This is a genomic window from Streptomyces chartreusis, assembly GCF_008704715.1.
Lineage (GTDB): Bacteria > Actinomycetota > Actinomycetes > Streptomycetales > Streptomycetaceae > Streptomyces > Streptomyces chartreusis.
In genome coordinates this window covers 9381426-9397671 of the sequence record NZ_CP023689.1, presented here as the reverse complement: position 1 = coordinate 9397671, position 16246 = coordinate 9381426, and the positions used below count along the sequence as shown (strand labels likewise).

General features: G+C 72.0%; 6 protein-coding genes. 3 read left to right on the top strand and 3 right to left on the bottom strand.

What is annotated here, in order from left to right; genetic code table 11:
* The first annotated feature begins 43 nt into the window (after window positions 1-43).
* Together CP983_RS41600 and CP983_RS41595 are read left to right on the top strand one after the other, a co-directional pair.
* A complete protein-coding gene (locus CP983_RS41600; RefSeq protein WP_150505637.1) occupies window positions 44-643 on the top strand; it encodes a TetR/AcrR family transcriptional regulator in 600 nt (199 codons plus the stop codon).
* Window positions 640-2217, top strand: a complete 1578-nt coding sequence (locus CP983_RS41595) for a glycerol-3-phosphate dehydrogenase/oxidase (RefSeq protein ID WP_150505635.1) — start codon at window positions 640-642, stop codon at window positions 2215-2217. The genes CP983_RS41600 and CP983_RS41595 overlap by 4 nt, the downstream gene beginning before the upstream one ends.
* Here CP983_RS41595 and CP983_RS41590 read toward each other — a convergent pair.
* Window positions 2214-2414, bottom strand: a complete 201-nt coding sequence (locus CP983_RS41590) for an MbtH family protein (protein ID WP_107909652.1) — start codon at window positions 2412-2414, stop codon at window positions 2214-2216. The two genes, CP983_RS41595 and CP983_RS41590, sit on opposite strands and share 4 nt — an antisense overlap.
* Window positions 2415-2508: 94 nt before the next feature.
* Here CP983_RS41590 and CP983_RS41585 point away from each other — a divergent pair, with 94 nt between their 5' ends.
* Window positions 2509-3690 carry an alpha/beta hydrolase-fold protein gene (locus CP983_RS41585; protein ID WP_150505633.1) on the top strand — a complete coding sequence of 394 codons (1182 nt, stop codon included), beginning with the start codon at window positions 2509-2511 and terminating at the stop codon, window positions 3688-3690.
* On the opposite strand, the gene CP983_RS41580 is transcribed toward CP983_RS41585, so the two are convergent.
* Both CP983_RS41580 and CP983_RS41575 read right to left on the bottom strand, forming a co-directional pair.
* Window positions 3620-5320 (bottom strand): ABC transporter ATP-binding protein, encoded by a 1701-nt coding sequence (locus tag CP983_RS41580; RefSeq protein WP_150505631.1) that lies wholly within the window; start codon window positions 5318-5320, stop codon window positions 3620-3622. The two genes, CP983_RS41585 and CP983_RS41580, sit on opposite strands and share 71 nt — an antisense overlap.
* On the bottom strand, window positions 5307-16205 hold the full coding sequence (locus CP983_RS41575) for a non-ribosomal peptide synthetase (RefSeq protein ID WP_150505629.1): 10899 nt from the start codon (window positions 16203-16205) through the stop codon (window positions 5307-5309). Before CP983_RS41575 ends, CP983_RS41580 begins: the two co-directional genes overlap by 14 nt.
* Between the last annotated feature and the right edge of the window lie 41 nt (window positions 16206-16246).

The window sequence follows — 16246 nt, the reverse complement described above, 5'->3', positions numbered from 1 at the left end:
ATGCCGTGTCCCGGACGGCCTCGCAGGCGTTACACTGTGACACATGACGCCTATTCGTCACAACCACTCGGACAGCGACGCGGTGCTCGACGCGGTGCGCGACTGTGTCCTTGCCGTCGGAGTCCGCCGTACGACGCTGACCGACGTGGCCCGCCGCGCGGGCGTCTCCCGGATGACGCTGTACCGGCGCTGGCCCGATGTGCGCTCCCTGGTGGGGGACTTGATGACCCGCGAGTGGGTCGCGGTCGCCACGGGGGCCATGCCCGAACGGCGGCCCGGCACGGCCACGCGCGGCCTGATCGTCGAGGGGCTGGTGGCCGGGGTGCGGACCTTCCGCGCCCACCCGCTCTTCCAGAAGATCGTGGACGTCGATCCCGAACTGCTCCTGCCCTACGTCCTCGACCGCCGGGGCGCGAGCCAGATGGCGCTGCTCGCCCTGCTCGCGGACGCCGTGAAGGAGGGCCACGCCGACGGCTCGGTGCGCGCGGGCCACGTGGAGCGGCAGGCGCGGTCCCTGCTGCTGATCGTCCAGTCCTTCACCCTGTCCCTGCGGACCATGACCGACGAGGACGACGCCGACCTGAGCAGCGACGCCTTCCTGGCGGAACTGCGCAGCATCCTGGAGAGGACCCTCACGCCATGACCCCTGCCACTCCCCCGGTCCCCGGATCGTCGCTGTCCGCCGCCCGGCGCTCGCGCGAACTCACCGAGACCGTCGGCGGTCCGGTCGTGGACGTCCTGGTCGTCGGCCTGGGCGCGACAGGCGCCGGGGTCGCCCTGGACGCCGCCGCCCGGGGCCTTTCGGTGGCCGCCGTCGACGCCCATGACCTGGCCTTCGGCACCTCGCGCTTCAGCAGCAAGCTGATCCATGGCGGGCTGCGCTACCTCGCCTCCGCCCAGCTCGACGTGGCTCACGAGAGCGCGGTCGAGCGCGGGGTGCTGATGGAGCGCACGGCTCCGCACCTGGTGCGGGCCCAGCCGTTCGTGCTGCCGCTGACGCCGCTCGTGTCCCGCGCCCAGTCCACCCTCGCCTGGGCCGGGTTCCGGGCCGGTGACGCCCTGCGTCTGGCGGCCCGCACGGCCCGCGCCACCCTGCCGGCCCCGCGCCGCCTGTCCACGGTGGAGACGCGGCACCTCGCCCCTGCCCTGCGCACCCAGGGCCTGCGCGGCGGTCTGCTGTCCTGGGACGGCCGGCTCACCGACGACGCCCGGCTGGTGACGGCGATCGCCCGCACCGCCGCCGCCCGCGGCGCCCGGATCCTCACCCGCGTCCGGGCACTGGAACTCACCGCGTCCGGCGCCCGCGTCCGCGACGAACTCACCGGCGAGGAGGGCGAGATCAGGGCCCGCGCCGTGATCAACGCGTCCGGCGTATGGGCGGACGGCCTGGTGGACGGCATCCGGATCCGCCCCTCGCGCGGCACCCACCTCGTGCTGCGCTCCGACCACCTCGGCCCGCTGCCCGCGGGGCTGCACGTGCCGGTCCCCGGCGAGACCAACCGTTTCGTCCTCGTCCTGCCGCAGGGCGACGGCCGGGTCTACGTCGGCCTCACCGACGAGCCCGTCGAGGGTGACGTCCCGGACGTGCCCGAGGTCCCCGAGACCGACATCGGCTTCCTGCTGGACGTCCTCGGCTCGGTCCTGGACGTGCCGGTCCGGCGCGATGACGTCGTCGGCGCGTTCGCCGGTCTGCGCCCTCTGCTCGACACCGCGCCGGCGGCCGGTTCCGGGGCGCCGCGGACCTCCGACATCTCCCGTCGGCACGCGGTCCTCACCTCGTCGGAGGGCGTGACCACGGTGGTCGGCGGCAAGCTCACCACCTATCGGCGCATGGCCGAGGACGCCGTCGACGCCGCCGTCGCCACGCACGGGCTCACGGCCGGCCCGTCCCCCACCGCCTCGCTGCCCCTCGTCGGCGCCGCGTCACCGAACACTCTCGGCTCGCTGCGCGCGCCGCGCCGCCTGGTCCAGCGCTACGGCACCGAGGCACCGGCCGTCCAGGCGCTCGGCGCGGAGGACCCCCGTCTCGCCGAACCCGTACTGACGGGGCATCCCGTCACCGGCGCCGAACTCCTGTGGGCCGTACGCCACGAGGGCGCCCTGGACGAGGCGGACCTGCTCGACCGGCGCACCCGCATCGGGCTGGTGCCGGCCGACCGGGACGCCGCGCTGGACGTCGCGCGCGAGGTGCTGGGCGAGGTGAACCTGCCCGCCTAGGCCGAGAGGGACCGGGGGCGCAGGTCGGTCCAATGGGACTCGATGTACTCCAGGCACGCCTCTCGGGTGTTCTCCTCGAAGACGGTCGTCCAGCCTCCGGGCACCTTGGCGAAGGACGGCCAAAGGGAGTGCTGGCCCTCGTCGTTCACCAGGACCAGGAAGCGGCCTTCGTTGTCGTCGAAGGGATTGGTGCTCATGACGAGTGCCTCCTCGGAACGTCAACATTAGGTTAGCCTGGCCTAATTGACAGGAGCTTAGCCTTCGCAGCTCCCCTCTCACAAGGAGACGTTCATGCGCCCGGTCACGGCCGACACGGAGAACGCCTTCGCCGGGTTCGGGATGCCCGGCGAGCCCGGCACGGAGGAGTTCTGGGCGGCGGCCGAGGCGCCCAGATCCGTACCTGCCGGGGGTGGCGGCTGGGCAACCCTGTTCCTGTGGCGGGGATCCGCGGCGAGCATCGACTTCGAGAGCTGGTCGGAGCCGGTGCCCCTGAACCGATGGGGCGACACGGACTGCTGGTACGCCGAGGTGCGCATGCCCGCGCGGCTGCGGGTGACCTACCGGTTCCTCGTGGGCGACGCGGCGCACGCCGACCCGCTCAACCCGGTGGGCGCGGGCGGCGACCGGTCGATCGCCGCGACGCCGGACGCGCCGCCCCAGCCGCACTGGCCCGTCGTCGGCCCCGGCACCGATGCCGTACTGCCCCTCCCCCGCGCCCGGGTCCGCTGGGCGAGTGAACGGCTCGGTGGGCGACGTACCGTCCGGGTCCACCCCGTGGGTGGCGGCGGTCCGGTGGTCCTGCTCCTCGACGGCGACGACTGGCTGTACCTGCACCCGGCCATGACCGCCTTCGACTCGGCCTTCGCAGCGGGCGACATGCCCCCGGTCACCCTCGTCTTCCTTCCGGCCAAGGACAGGGCGGCCGAGTTCACGTGCCGGCCCGAACTGTGGGAGGCGGTCCGGGACGAACTGCTGCCGCTGGTGGCGGAGTCCGGCGTACCCGCCGACCTCGGCAGGCTGGTGGTCGCGGGGCAGAGCCTCGGCGGGCTCAGCGCGCTGTACGCGGCCCTTCGGTTCCCGGATCTGGTGTCCCGGGTCGCCTGTCAGTCGGGGTCCTTCTGGTGGACGCCCGAGGCCATGGACCTGGCGGATCCCATGAGCGGTTCGGTCGGCGGCAGCATCGCCGCGCGTCTGCTGGAGCGCCCGGAACTGTCGCGCCTGCGCATCGCGTTCGACGTCGGGGAGCACGAGACACTGATGCTCCCCCACTGCGAACGGACCGAGCTCCTCACCGAGCAGGCCGGCGCGACCGTACGGGTCTCGCGCTCGGCCGCCGGCCATGACCGGGCGGGCTGGCGGCACGCCCTGCTCAGGGATGTCGCCTGGGCCCTCGGCCAGCGCGTCACCGGGCCACGGCCAGGCAGTAGTCCGCGTCGCCGGCCAGCAGGTTCCGATGGGTGTCCTCGGCCGTGACGACCCCTTCGTCGAGGACGAGGACCCGGTCGGCGACGTCCAGCAGGGCAGGGCTGCTGGTGATCACGACGGTGGTGCGGCCCCGGCGCAGTTTCGCGACATTGCGCGCGATGAGCTGCTCGGTGACCGCGTCGACTGCGGTCGTCGGGTCGTGCAGCACCAGGACCTCGCTGTCGGCGGCCAACGCCCGCGCCAGGGAAAGCCGTTGGCGTTGCCCGCCGGACAGGTTGGCGCCTCGGTCGCGGACACCGTAGTCGAGTCCGTCCCGGTGCAGGGCGACGACGTCCGTCAGCATGGATGCCTCGACGGCTTCGGGGACGGTCCGGCTGGTGCCCGAGGGGTCGATGTTCGTGCGGAGCGTGCCGGCGAAGATCTCGCCGTCGTACGGGTTCACCAGCAGGTGCGCGCGGACCGCCTCCACCGACAGTTCCCCGAGTTCCTGCCCGGCGACCCGCACCGCGCCCTCGTACGCGTCGGGCGGGACGTTCGCAGCCAGGACCGCCGCGAGGTCGGCCGCCGCGCGCGGTTGGTAGGCGGCGATCGCGACGAACTCCCCGGCGGCCACCGTGAACTTCAGGTCCCGCAGTGTCCCGTACCGGACGCAGTCGATCTCCAGGTTCCCGCCCGCGGCCGGGTGTTCCGACCCCGGCGTCGTGACCGGCGGCGCGGTCAGGACCAGCGCCATCCGCTCGGCCGAGGCCCGCGCGATCATCACGTACTTCGGCATCTCCGAGAACAGCCTGAGCGGTTCCATGATGAACTGCGCCAGACCCACGGCCATGACGAGTTCGCCGATGTTGATCTGCCCGTCGAAGGCCAGCCAGCCGGCCGTCAGGGTCACGGCACCGGCCAGGACCGCGTTCAGGGCCAGCGCGGTGCCCGCGTACGCACCGTTGACCTTGGCGACGGTGACGGCCTGGAGCTTCGCCTCGGTGCTGACCTTGCGGTAGGAGCGGAACGCGGCGTGGTTGCCGCCGAAGCCGTGCAGCGGGCGCAGGCCGGTGATCAGGTCGGCCACCTTGGCACCCGCCCGCGCCACCCGGGCCTGCTGTTCCTGGGTGCTGGACCCGATCCGCCTGGACAGCACGCTCAGGACCGACATGATCGCGGCCGTGCCCGCGATCACCAGCAGGCCGAGCCGGATGTCGGCCAGGCCCAGCGCGACCGCCGCGACGACCACCGCGACCAGTGAGCTGATCAGCAGCGGCACCACCTCGATGATGTCGGCGGTCTGGTCGGCGTCCTCGGTGGCGATGGTCAGGATCTCGCCGGACTTGAGGTCGACGTCCCTGGCCACCGGCTGGAGTCCGCAGGCGGCCACCTTCACCCGCCAGCGGTGCGCCTCGGTCGTGTTGGCCTTCTGGAGGATGCGCATCCCGAACCGCCACGACAGCGAGACGGTCGTGATGATCACGGCGAGCGCGGCGATGGACAGGCCGAGCGAGCCGAGGTTCCGGTCCCGCATCGTGTGCTCGACGATCAGGCCGAGGGCGATCGGGAACGCGGTCTCGCCCGCCTGGTACAGGCCCATGAGGACCGTGCCCCAGATCATGGCGCCACGGTTGCGGCGCAGGGCGGTGCGGAGGATGTCGGAGGCGGGCCGGGGCCGCCGCGTGTCAGGAGTTGTCATCGAGGTGGTGGGCAATCGCTTCCGGGGTGCGCAGGGTGAACAGGTCTCGGATCGTGATCACCGGACCGTACTCGCGGCGGAGCAGTCCGATGAGGCGTACCGCCAGCATGGAGTGTCCCCCCAGGGACACGAAGTCGCTCACCGCGCTCACCTCGTCGTCGTCCAGGTCCAGTGCTTCGGCGAAGAACTCGCAGACCACGGTCTCGGTGCCGGTCTCGGGCCCGCGTTCTCCCGCCGTGGTCAGCGCGCCGAGGGGCTTGGCCTCCGGCAATGCCTTCGTGTCAGCCTTCCCGTTCACCGTGAGCGGGATGCTGTCGACCTGGGCGTAGTGCGTCGGCCGCAGGAAGTCGGGCAGCCCGGCACCCACCTCCGCGGCCACCGCCGCCAGGTCCGCGCCGTCCAGCACGAGGTAGGCGGCCAGCCGGTACGCCCCGTCGACCTGCGGATCGGGCTGGGCGACCGCGGCGACGAATCGCACCGCCGGGTGCGCCGCGAACACGGCCTCGACCTCGCCGAGTTCGACCCGGTGCCCCCGGATCTTGACCTGCTGGTCGGTGCGGCCGAGGTACATCAGGTTGCCGTCGGGGCGCCGCAGCACCAGGTCCCCGGTGCGGTACATGCGCTCGCCGGGTTCGCCGAAGGGGCACGCGACGAAGCGGTGCGCGGTCTGGCCCGGCTGCCCGAGGTAGCCGCGCGCGATGCCGATGCCCGAGACGTACAGCTCGCCGGGGACGCCGTCCGGGAGGGGGCGCAGCCACGGGTCCAGCACGTACACGTCGGTGTTGTCGATGGCCACGCCCACCACGGGGTCCTCGCACTCGAAGGTGCCGACGCCCAGGGTGTTGATGGTGTACTCCGTGGGTCCGTACAGGTTGTAGCCGACCGTCCCTTCGGTCTCCGCGAGCCGCTGCCACAGCGTGGGGGTGACGGCCTCGCCGCCGAGGAGCACCAGTGGCGGACGCCGGTCGGGGTCGTCCAGCAGGCCCTCGGCGACCAGTTGCTGGGCGTAGGTCGGGGTCACGTTGATGACGTCGATGCCGTGCTCGAGGCAGTACTCGACCAGACGGGGCGCGTCACGGCGCAACTCCTCGTCGCAGATGTGCACTTCGTGCCCGTCGGCGAGCCACAGCAGTTCCTCCCATGACATGTCGAACGCGAACGACACGGTGTGGGCGATCCGGAAGACCCGGTGGCCGTGCCGGGCCAGGACCGGTTCGAAGATCCGGCGCTGATGGTTGATCAGCATGTTGGTGAGCCCGGCGTACTCGGTCACGACGCCCTTGGGCTTCCCGGTCGATCCGGAGGTGTAGATCGTGTACGCGGGGTGCCGCAGCCGGTCGGGGTCGTCCGGTGCGAACGTCCGATACGGCTCCGCGTCCGGCAGGGGGCGGTCCAGCTCGATCAGCTCGCCCGTCAGTCGGGGAGACACGGCGCTCACCGTGAGGATCACGTCCGGGCGGGCATCCTCGACGATCGCGGCGATCCGCTCGTCGGGGTGGTCCAGCTCCAGCGGCACGTACGCGGCGCCGACGCGCAGGACGGCGAACAGTGCCGCGATCCAGTCGAGGGAGCGCGGGATCGCGAGGCCCACGGTGGTCTCGGGGCCGATGCCGCGCGCGGCGAGCACCCCTGCCACCGCACGGCTGCGGTCCCGCAGTTCGGCGAAGGTCATGGTCGAGCCGTGGGCGACCAGTGCCAGGCGCTGCGGGTCACGGTCCGCGGCCTGGTCGAACCGGTCGACGACGGTGTCCGTCCCGACGTCCGTACGCTCAGTCGACGAGGGCTCCGCACCCAGCCCGGGCAGCGCCCCGACCGGTCCCGTCGCCCGGGCCAGGTCTTCGAGCACGCGCAGGTAGTCGTCGAGGAGACGGCGGGCGTTCCCGTCGTCCTCGTCGCGGTACTCCAGCTTGACCGTGAGCCGGTCTCCGGGCGTGACGACCCAGGTGAACGGATAGTGGGTGGAGTCGTCGGCCTTCACCGAGGTGATGCCGTGCCGGGCGTTCATCTCGGCGAACGCGTCCATGTCCAGGAAGTTCTGGAGGACGAACAGGTTGTCGAACAGCATGTCGTGCCCACTGGCCCGCTGGATCTCGCCGAGCCCCAGGTGCTCGTGCTCCATCGCCTCGACCCTGGCCGTCTGTACGGCCGACAGGTACTCCCGGACCGTGTCGCCCGGCCGGGCCCGCGTCCACATGGGCACGGTGTTCAGCAGCACGCCGACGATGTCGGACAGCCCCTCGCCCTCGCGGCCGGAGACCGTCACGCCGAACACGGCGTCGCCGCGGCCCGTGCGGCCGCCCAGGAGCAGGCCGAACCCGCCGGTCAGCACCGAGTTCAGGGTGACGCCGTGCACCTTGGCGGCATCCCGCAGCAGGTCCGACTGCTCGGCCGACAGTGTGTGCACCAGAGCGCGCGGCAGGGTGTCCGAGAGGGCCGGGGCCGGTCCGGCGAGGAGCGTCGGACCGGGGAGTCCGGCGAGTTGCCCGGCCCAGAAGCGTTCCGATACGGCGGCGTCCTTGGCGTCCAGCGCTCGGGCGTGGTCCTCGAAGCTCGGGACGGCCGGGGTCGGCGCCGGCAACGTGCCTAGGAGGACCGCCTGATAGGCGTCGAACAGGTCCCTGAGCACGATCTCGCGGGACCAGCCGTCCCACAGCAGCAGGTGGTAGCTGAGCAGCAGGCCGTCCCGGTCGTCGGGCAGGCGCACCACGGTCATCCGGATCAACGGCGGCTCGCTCGGGTCGAATCCCGTGTCGCGGTCGCGGGCGCGCAGGGCCTCGACCTCCGAGTCCGTGGACAGGGCGATCGTACGGACCCCCACGCGGCGGCCCGCCGCCAGCGTCTGGACGGGGTTGCCGTCGTCGTCGGTGGTGAAGCCGGCGCCCACGACGGGGTGCCGGGCGATCACGTGGGCCATCGCCTCGGCCAGTGCGCCGGTGTCCAGACGCCGGTCGAAGGTGAACCAGCTCTGCGCGACGTAGTGTCCGGCCGAACCCGCCATCTGTGCCTGGAAGTACAGGCCGCGCTGGAGCGGGGTGACCGGAGCCGTGCGCTCGGCCGTCGCGGAGGCGTCCGCCACGCCGTGCACCGCGGCGAGCCAGTGCTCGGTGATCTCGTCGGGGACGCCCTCGGCGAGGGTGAAGGCCGCGTGCAGGCTTCCGGTCGCCTCGTCGAGCCAGGCGTTGACCTCGACGGCGTACGGGCTGCCCTGGTCGCCGCCCGCGATGTGCAGCGCCTGGTTCTCGCTGCCCCGGCCGAGGTAGTTGAACAGCACCTGCGGGCGGGCGGTGAGCAGTGGCGCCGTCTGCGGGTCGAGGTAGCGGAGCTGTCCGTAGGCGACGTGCGCGCGCTCGTCCGGCTGGCGCTCCGCGAGCTCACGGGCCGCCGCCACCGGGTCGGTGTGCGCGGTGAGCCGTACGGGCGCGATGGAGGTGAACCAGCCGACGGTGCGGGTGTAGTCGTGGTGGTCGAGGGCCGGGACCCGGCCGTGCCGCTCCAGTTCGATCGTGAGGTCGGTGGGCGTCCGCTGGATACGGGTCAGTGCTGTGCGCAGAGCACCGCACAGCAACTCGGTGAGGCCGACGCCGAGCGCGGCCGGCGCGGTACGGGTCACGCGGTCGCTGATCTCGGGCGCGAGGACGACCGTGGTCTCACGCAGTCCGCCGACGGCGGGCAGCAGCGGGGGCGCCCCGAGCGTGGTGATCCAGTGCGGGAGGCCGTCGATCGCCCGGGGTGCGTTGAGCGCCAGGGCCTCGGCGTACTCGGCGTAGGAGGTGGTCGGCGGCGCCAGGGGCTCCCCGCGCAGGGCGGCGGCGAGATCGTCCAGGAGGATCAGCCAGGACACCGAGTCGACGGCGAGGTGGTGCACGGTGACGACCAGGGTCCGGGTCGGCTCCAGCCACGCGAACGCGATGACCTCGCCGGACTCGGGGTCGAGGCGTCCGGCGGCCTCGTTCGCCGCCGCGGTGGGGTCGGGCGTGGCCGGGCGTGCGGCGGTGACGTCGCGGTGGGGTTCGGTGCGCAGGGCCCATACGCCGTGCTCGACGCGCAGGCGGAGCCGGAGAGCGGGATGGGCGGCGACGACGGCGTTCGCGGCCCGCTCGACGTCGGCGAGGCCGGCGGCCTCGGGGGTCGGCAGCGTTCTCGCCTGCGCGAACCGGGTGAGGGATCCGCCCAGTTGACGCTGGCGCAGGATGATCGGCGTCGGAAGCAGCGGGCCGTCCGCGCGACGGTCGGGGGCGGGTACGGCGGGCTGCGGGGCGCTCGTCGCGAGGTGCCCGGCGAGCGCGCGGGGAGTCCTGAGCAGGAACACGTCCCGGGGTGCGATCGCCATGCCGAGTGCCCTGGCCCGGTTGATGACGGTGATGGCGACGATGCTGTCGCCTCCGGCGCGGAAGAAGTCGGTGTCGGCGTCCACCTCGGTGCCGGGCAGGGTCTCGGTGAAGATGGCGACGAGCTTTGCGAGCTCGGACTCGCTGGCACTCGCGGAGAACGATGCCGACGTGGCGGCCGTCTCCGCGGAGCGCTCGGCCAGCGCCTTGCGGTCGAGTTTGCCGTTGACCGTCAACGGAAGCGCGTCGACCGGCAGCACCCGCCCGGGCACCATGTGCGCGGGCAGCTTCCTGGACAGCGACCCGGTGATGTCATCCGGCACCCTGCCCACGACGTGCGCGACCAAGTGGTCGGCGCCCTCCGCCACGGTGACGGCCACGTCGATCACGCCGTCGAGTTCCCTGACCGCGGACTCCACCTCGCCCAACTCGACGCGGAATCCCTTGAGTTGGATCTGGTCGTCGGCTCGGCCGGTGAACTCCAGCTCACCGTCCAGCGTGCGGCGGGCGAGGTCGCCCGTGTGGTACATGCGGGAGCCGTCCCCCGCGAACGGGTTCGCCACGAACCGGGAGGCGGTCAGCCCCGGCCTGCCCAGATAGCCGAGCGACACCTGGTCGCCGGCGACGTAGATGGCACCCACCCGGCCCGGCGGCACAGGGCGGAGCCGGTCGTCGAGCAGGTGGGTGACCAGACCTGGGATGGCGCCGCCGATGGGGCTGACCTCGGCGCCGAGTTCGAAGTCCTCGTCGGTGAGCACCCGATGGGTGACATGGACGGTGGTCTCCGTGATGCCGTACATGTTGACCAGCTCCGGCGACGCGGTGCCGTGTCGCTCGACCCAGCCGCGCAGTCGGCCGAGTTCCAGCGCCTCGCCCCCGAAGATGATCCGGCGCAGTGCGGGGAGCGCCTCGCCGGCGTGCCGGTTGGCCTCGATGAACTGGTAGAAGGCCGACGGGGTCTGGTTGAGCACGCTCACCCCGCGCTCACGGACCAGCCGGTGGAAGTCGACCGGGGAGCGGGTCAGCCCGTACTCCGGCACCAGCAGCTCGCCGCCGTACGCCAGCGCGCCCCACAGCTCCCAGACCGCGAAGTCGAAGGAGAAGGAGTGGAACTGGACCCACACGTCGTGCGGGCCGAAGTCCATGTCGGGCTGGGTGTTGGCGAGCAGCGTGACCACACTGGAGTGCGGGACGACGACGCCCTTGGGCCGGCCGGTCGATCCGGACGTGTAGATGACGTAGGCGGGGTCGTGCACGCTCACTGCGGGTGCCGCGCCGTCCCCCACCGGCAGCTCGTCCCCCTGTACGAGGACCCGGGCCGGCACTCCTGCCGTGGCCAGCAGTTCCGTGAAGCGGTCCCGCTGGTCGGGGTCCACGAGGACGACCTGGGGGGCGGAGTCGGCGAGGATGTACTCCAGCCGTTCGTCGGGGTACGCCAGGTCCAGCGGCACATACGCCCCGCCCGCGCTGACGATCGCGACGAGCGCGACGACCTGTTCGACGGAGCGCGGGACGGCGACGGCGACCCGCTTGCCCGGCCCGACCCCGGCCGTACGCAGCGCCGAGGCCAGTCGGTCTTTGGTCTCGGCCAGTTCGCCGTAGCTCAGGGACCGGGTGCCGCCGTCCAGATCGCATTGCGTGACAGCGGTGGCCGCCGGGTCGCGTCGCGCGGCGGCGTCGAACAGCCCGCCCAGGGTCGTCGGAGCGATCCGCACGGGAAGCCGGTCGCTCTCCGGTACGAGGTCGTCGACCTGGGTGTCCGGCCGGGTGAGCAGGCCGGTGAGCGTCGAGGAGAACGTGCGCAGGATCGTCCGGGCCGTCGTCTCCCGCAGCATCTCGCCGTCGTAGATCAGATTGAAGCGCGGACGTCCGTCGAGTGCACGCTCCACCACCAGTGTCAACGGGTAGTGAGGGGCGCCCTCGTTCACGATGTCGGCGATGACGAGGGTGTCGCCGGCCCGTCGCAGCGCCTCCACGTCGGTGGCCACGTCGAACACGACCAGGGTGTCGAACAGGGAGCCGGAGCCGGCCTGGCGGCCGATCCTCGCCAGTGAGACATGCTGGTGCGGCAGCACCGCGCTCTGGTGCTCCCGCACCGAGGCGAGCAGGTCGCCCGCAGTCGTCGTGCCGCTCCAACTGGCCCGCACCGGAATGGTGTTGATGAACAGACCCACCATGTCCTGGATGCCGGGTACGTCGGCGTCGCGGCCGGACACCGTCGAGCCGAACACCACGTCCGTGCTGTGCAGGATGCCGCCGAGCGTCACGGCCCAGGCGCTGTGCACGGCCACGCTCAGCGGCACCCCGGCCGAGCGGGCGGCGGCGTCGATGTCGCCGTCCGGCTCCGAGGCGATGTCGGTGAACCGATCGGACGGCGTGTGCTCCACGGCGACCAGCGAGGGGCCGGGCAGCTCGGCGAGTTCCTCGTGCCAGACGCGGTCGCTCTCGGCGTCGTCCCGTCCTGCGAGCCAGCTGACGTAGTCGGGGAAGCCGCCGACGGGGTACACGGTTCCCGGCGCGTGGTACTCGGCCAGCAGCGCGCGGAGCATCGGCGGCACCGACCAGCCGTCGGCGATGATGTGGTGCACGGTCTGCACCAGGACGTCCCGGCCGGATCCGGCGCGGATGAGCGTGTACCGCATGAGCGGGCCGGTGGCCAGGTCGAACCCGGCGCGGCGGTCGTCCTCGGCGTACTCGCGTATCTCGGCGTCGGTGATTCCGGGGCGGTCCAGTGTGGTGAAGGGCGCCTCGACACCGCGGTCAAGGACGGAGACCACGCGGCCGTCGGCGAGGGCCACGAACCGGGCGGCCAGGTTCGGATACAGGACGAGCAGACGGGTGGCCGCCGCCGCGAGCCGCTCGGCGTCGACCTCGCCCTCCAGCGTCAGGAGTTGCTGTTCGACGTAGGCGCCCGCGGAGTCGTCGTCGAAGACCGAGTGGAAGTACAGGCCCTCCTGCAACGGGGTCAGCGGCAGGATGTCCGCCAGTGCCGGGCCGTCCAGTTCGTCGACGTCGGTCTGGGTGAGCGGGACCAGGGCGAAGTCGCTGGGCGAGTGCCCGCCCTCGTCGAGCGCGGCCAGGCCGGTGAGGGCCGTACGGAAGTACTCGCCGAGGGTCGTGATGTCCTGGTCGGTGAACATGCCGTCGGGCCAGGAGATGGTGGTGACGAGTTCGTACTCGCCGCCGGTGCCCGGTTCGGCGATGGCGTTGAACTCCAGGTGCCGCGGCAGCCGCATCCTCGGGTCGCGCTTCTCACCCAACTGGCCTGTCGTGCTGGCCAGTTGCCAGTCTCCGGAGGCTCCCGCGTCGAATCGGCCCAGGTAGTTGAAGAGGACCTGCGGTGCGGGCGCGTCGAACTCGCTCCGGGCGAGGTGGCGAAGGGCACCGTAGGAGACGCCGTTGTCCGGTACGTCGGCGAGGTCCTCCTTGACGGCCTTCAGCGCGGCTGTCAGGTACTCGGGTGCCGTGAAGTCGGCCGTCGTGCCGGGGTCCACGGTCACCGGGAACAGGGTGGTGAACCAGCCCACGGTTCGCGACAGTTCGGGCTCGAAGCCGGCCGAGCCCGCGACGAAGTGTGCCTCGCGGCCGTGGCCTTCGAGTTCGATGTGCGCGAAGGTCTGCGCCTGGCCGAGGTCGCGGCGCCATCGGGCGAGGGCGACGGCGAGCGCGGTCAGCAGGACGTCGTTGACGCCCGCGTGGAACTTCGCGGGGATCTCGCCCAGCAGCGCGGCCGTGACGTCGGGGGCCGCCGACACCGTGTGCAGCCGCTCAGTCGCGACGGTGTCGGCCTCGGACAGCGGGCGCCTGCCGATCTGCTCGTCCTCGCCCGGCAGGTCACGCCGGTAGTAGGAACTGTCCGCGTCGAACGCCGCGCGCTCCAGCAGCTGCGTCCAGCGCCGGAACGACGTGCCCACCGGGGGGAGTTCGATCGGCGTGCCCGAGGTGACCTGCCGCCATGCCGTGAGCAGGTCCTCCATCAGGACCCGCCAGGACACGCCGTCGATCACCACGTGGTGTGCGACCAGGACCAGCTGCCGTGCCGCGCTGCGCCAGACGGCCCGCAGCATCACGCCGCCGGTCGGATCGAGTCCGGCGGTGGCGAGCGCGCCGCACTCGTCGAGCGGCCGGTCGCTCTTCTGCCAGGAAGCGGTGGCCCGGTCGGGCTCGGGTATGCGGAAGCTCCAGCGGTCGCCGCGCACCAGCTCGGCGCGCAGCATGTCGTGCCGCCGGAGCAGGGCCGTGAGGACGTCGTCGAGGGTGTCGGCGGTCAGTTCCGCCGGAGTGTTCAGTACGACCGACTGGACGAAGCCGTCGATCGCGTCCGTGGTCTCGCCGAGCCACTGCACGATGGGCGAGCCCACGACGGTCCCGGTCGCGACATCACGATGGTCCACCGCCGTGTGGTCGTCACGGCTCGCGACCGCCGCCAGCGCCCCCACGGTGCTGTTGGTGAAGATCTGCCGTGCCGTGACGTAGAGGCCGGCGTCGCGCAGTGCGCTCAGCAGCGAGATCGCGAGGATGCTGTCCCCGCCGAGCTGGAAGAAGTCCTGGTCGACACCGACCTCTTCGAGCCGCAGCACCGCCGCGACGGCAGCGCACACCGCACGCTCGATCTCGGTCGTGGGCCGGGTCAGCCCGCCCGTGTCCGTGGTGGGTTCGGGCAGGGCGTTGCGGTCGAGCTTGCCGTTGGCGGTGAGCGGGAACTCGTTCATGACGACGATGTGGGCGGGCACCATGTACTCGACCATGTGCTCGCCGGCCCAGGCCCTGACCTCGTCGGCTCGCAGGTCCTCGCTCCCGGCGGCCGGGATGACGTACCCCACGAGGTAGGTGCCGCCCGCCGTGTTCTTCTTGGCCACGACGCAGGTGTGCCGTACGCGGGGGTGCTCGGCGAGGCCGACCTCGACGTCCTCCGTCTCCAGCCGCATGCCGCGGATCTTGATCTGGTTGTCGGCCCTGCCGAGGAAGTCCAGCGACCCGTCGGGGGCGTACCGGGCGAGGTCACCGGTGCGGTACAGCCGGGAGCCGTCGGCGGCGAAGGGGTTGGCGACGAACCGGGAGGCCGTCAGGCCGGGCGCGCCGACGTACCCGCGCCCGAGCAGGAAGCCGCCCACGTAGAGTTCACCGCCGACGCCGACCGGGACCGGGCGCAACTCGTCGTCCAGGACGTACAGCTGGGTGTTGGGGTTGGCCTTGCCGATCGATGTCGACAGCCGTTCCGCGGCTCCCCGGTAGATGACGTGCGAGACGCCGATCGTCGTCTCGGCGGGGCCGTAGCCGTGGTACATGGGGATGTCGAGCCTGGTGCGGAACCGCTCGTACAGTTCCGGGGTCAGCACCTCGCCCCCGCACCACACGTGCCGCAGGCTGTCCAGCCGGCCGGAGTCGCCGGCCATCTCCAGCAGCACGTCCAGCATCGACGACACCAGGTAGGTGAAGGTGACGCGCTGCTCGGCGATCACGCTGAGCAAGTGCTGCGGGTCGCGTTCGCCGCCGGGCCGCAGCACGACGAGCCGGGCGCCGCTCACCAGCGGCAGGAAGATCTCGTTGATGGAGATGTCGAAGGACAGCGGAGCCTTGAACAGCGAGGCGTCGTCGTGGCCGAAGCCCAGGATCTCGTCGACCTGCCACAGCAGGCGCTCGCTGATCGCCTCGTGCCGGATCATCGCCCCCTTCGGCCGTCCGGTCGACCCCGACGTGAAGATCACGTAGGCCAGGGCCTCGCCGGGAACCGTGACCTCGGGCCCCTCGGTGGGGTGGGAGCCGAACCGCCGGTCGTCCAGGTCGACCGCCAAGGCCTCCGGTTCGTCCGGGGCGTGCTCCCCCGTCTCGTTGAGCTGCGCCATGACCCGGGCGTCCTCGATGACGACGGCCCGGCGTGCGGCGGGCCACTGCGGGTCGAGCGGTACGAACGCGCAGCCCGCCCGGAGTACGCCGAGCAGCCCGATCACCATCTCGGCGGAGCGGGGCAGGGAGATGCCGACGACCTGCTCGGCGGCGAGTCCGTTTTCGATCAGACGGTGGGCCAACTGGCCGGAGAGCTCTGCTGCCTGACGGTAGGTCAGTGATCGGCGCTCGTCGACGATCGCGATGGCGTCCGGCCTGTTCCTGGCCTGCTCGAGGAACATCTCCACGATGGTCGGCCGGACCCGGTCGGCCCGGGTGTCGTTCCACCCGGCCAGGGCATCGAGCCTCGCCGCCACGGTGGACGGGCCGATGGTCCCGATGGGGCGGTCCGGGAAGTCGGCCAGGTCGTCCAGCGCCAGCTGCGCTTCGCCGGGCACGACTCCGTCCGGGACGGAGATGGTCGGACCGTCCGTGCCGACCGGCCAGCCACCGATCCCGTCGCCGCCGTTGTCCACCCAGCCGAGCACTTCGGTGAAGAGGGTGCCGGGGGTGAGGTCGATGCCGTCGGGGCCGAGGCCCGTCGCCCAGTACGACAGCGCGATCGCACACGCCTCGACGATCGTCCGGTCGGAGTGTTCGCCGATTCGCCTGCGTACGGCGGCCAGTTGCTCGGGGGACAGCAGTACGTGACGAGCGCTCGGTTCCATCATCGAAGACTCCGCGTTCCTTCCACCGTACGAAAGTCGGCCCA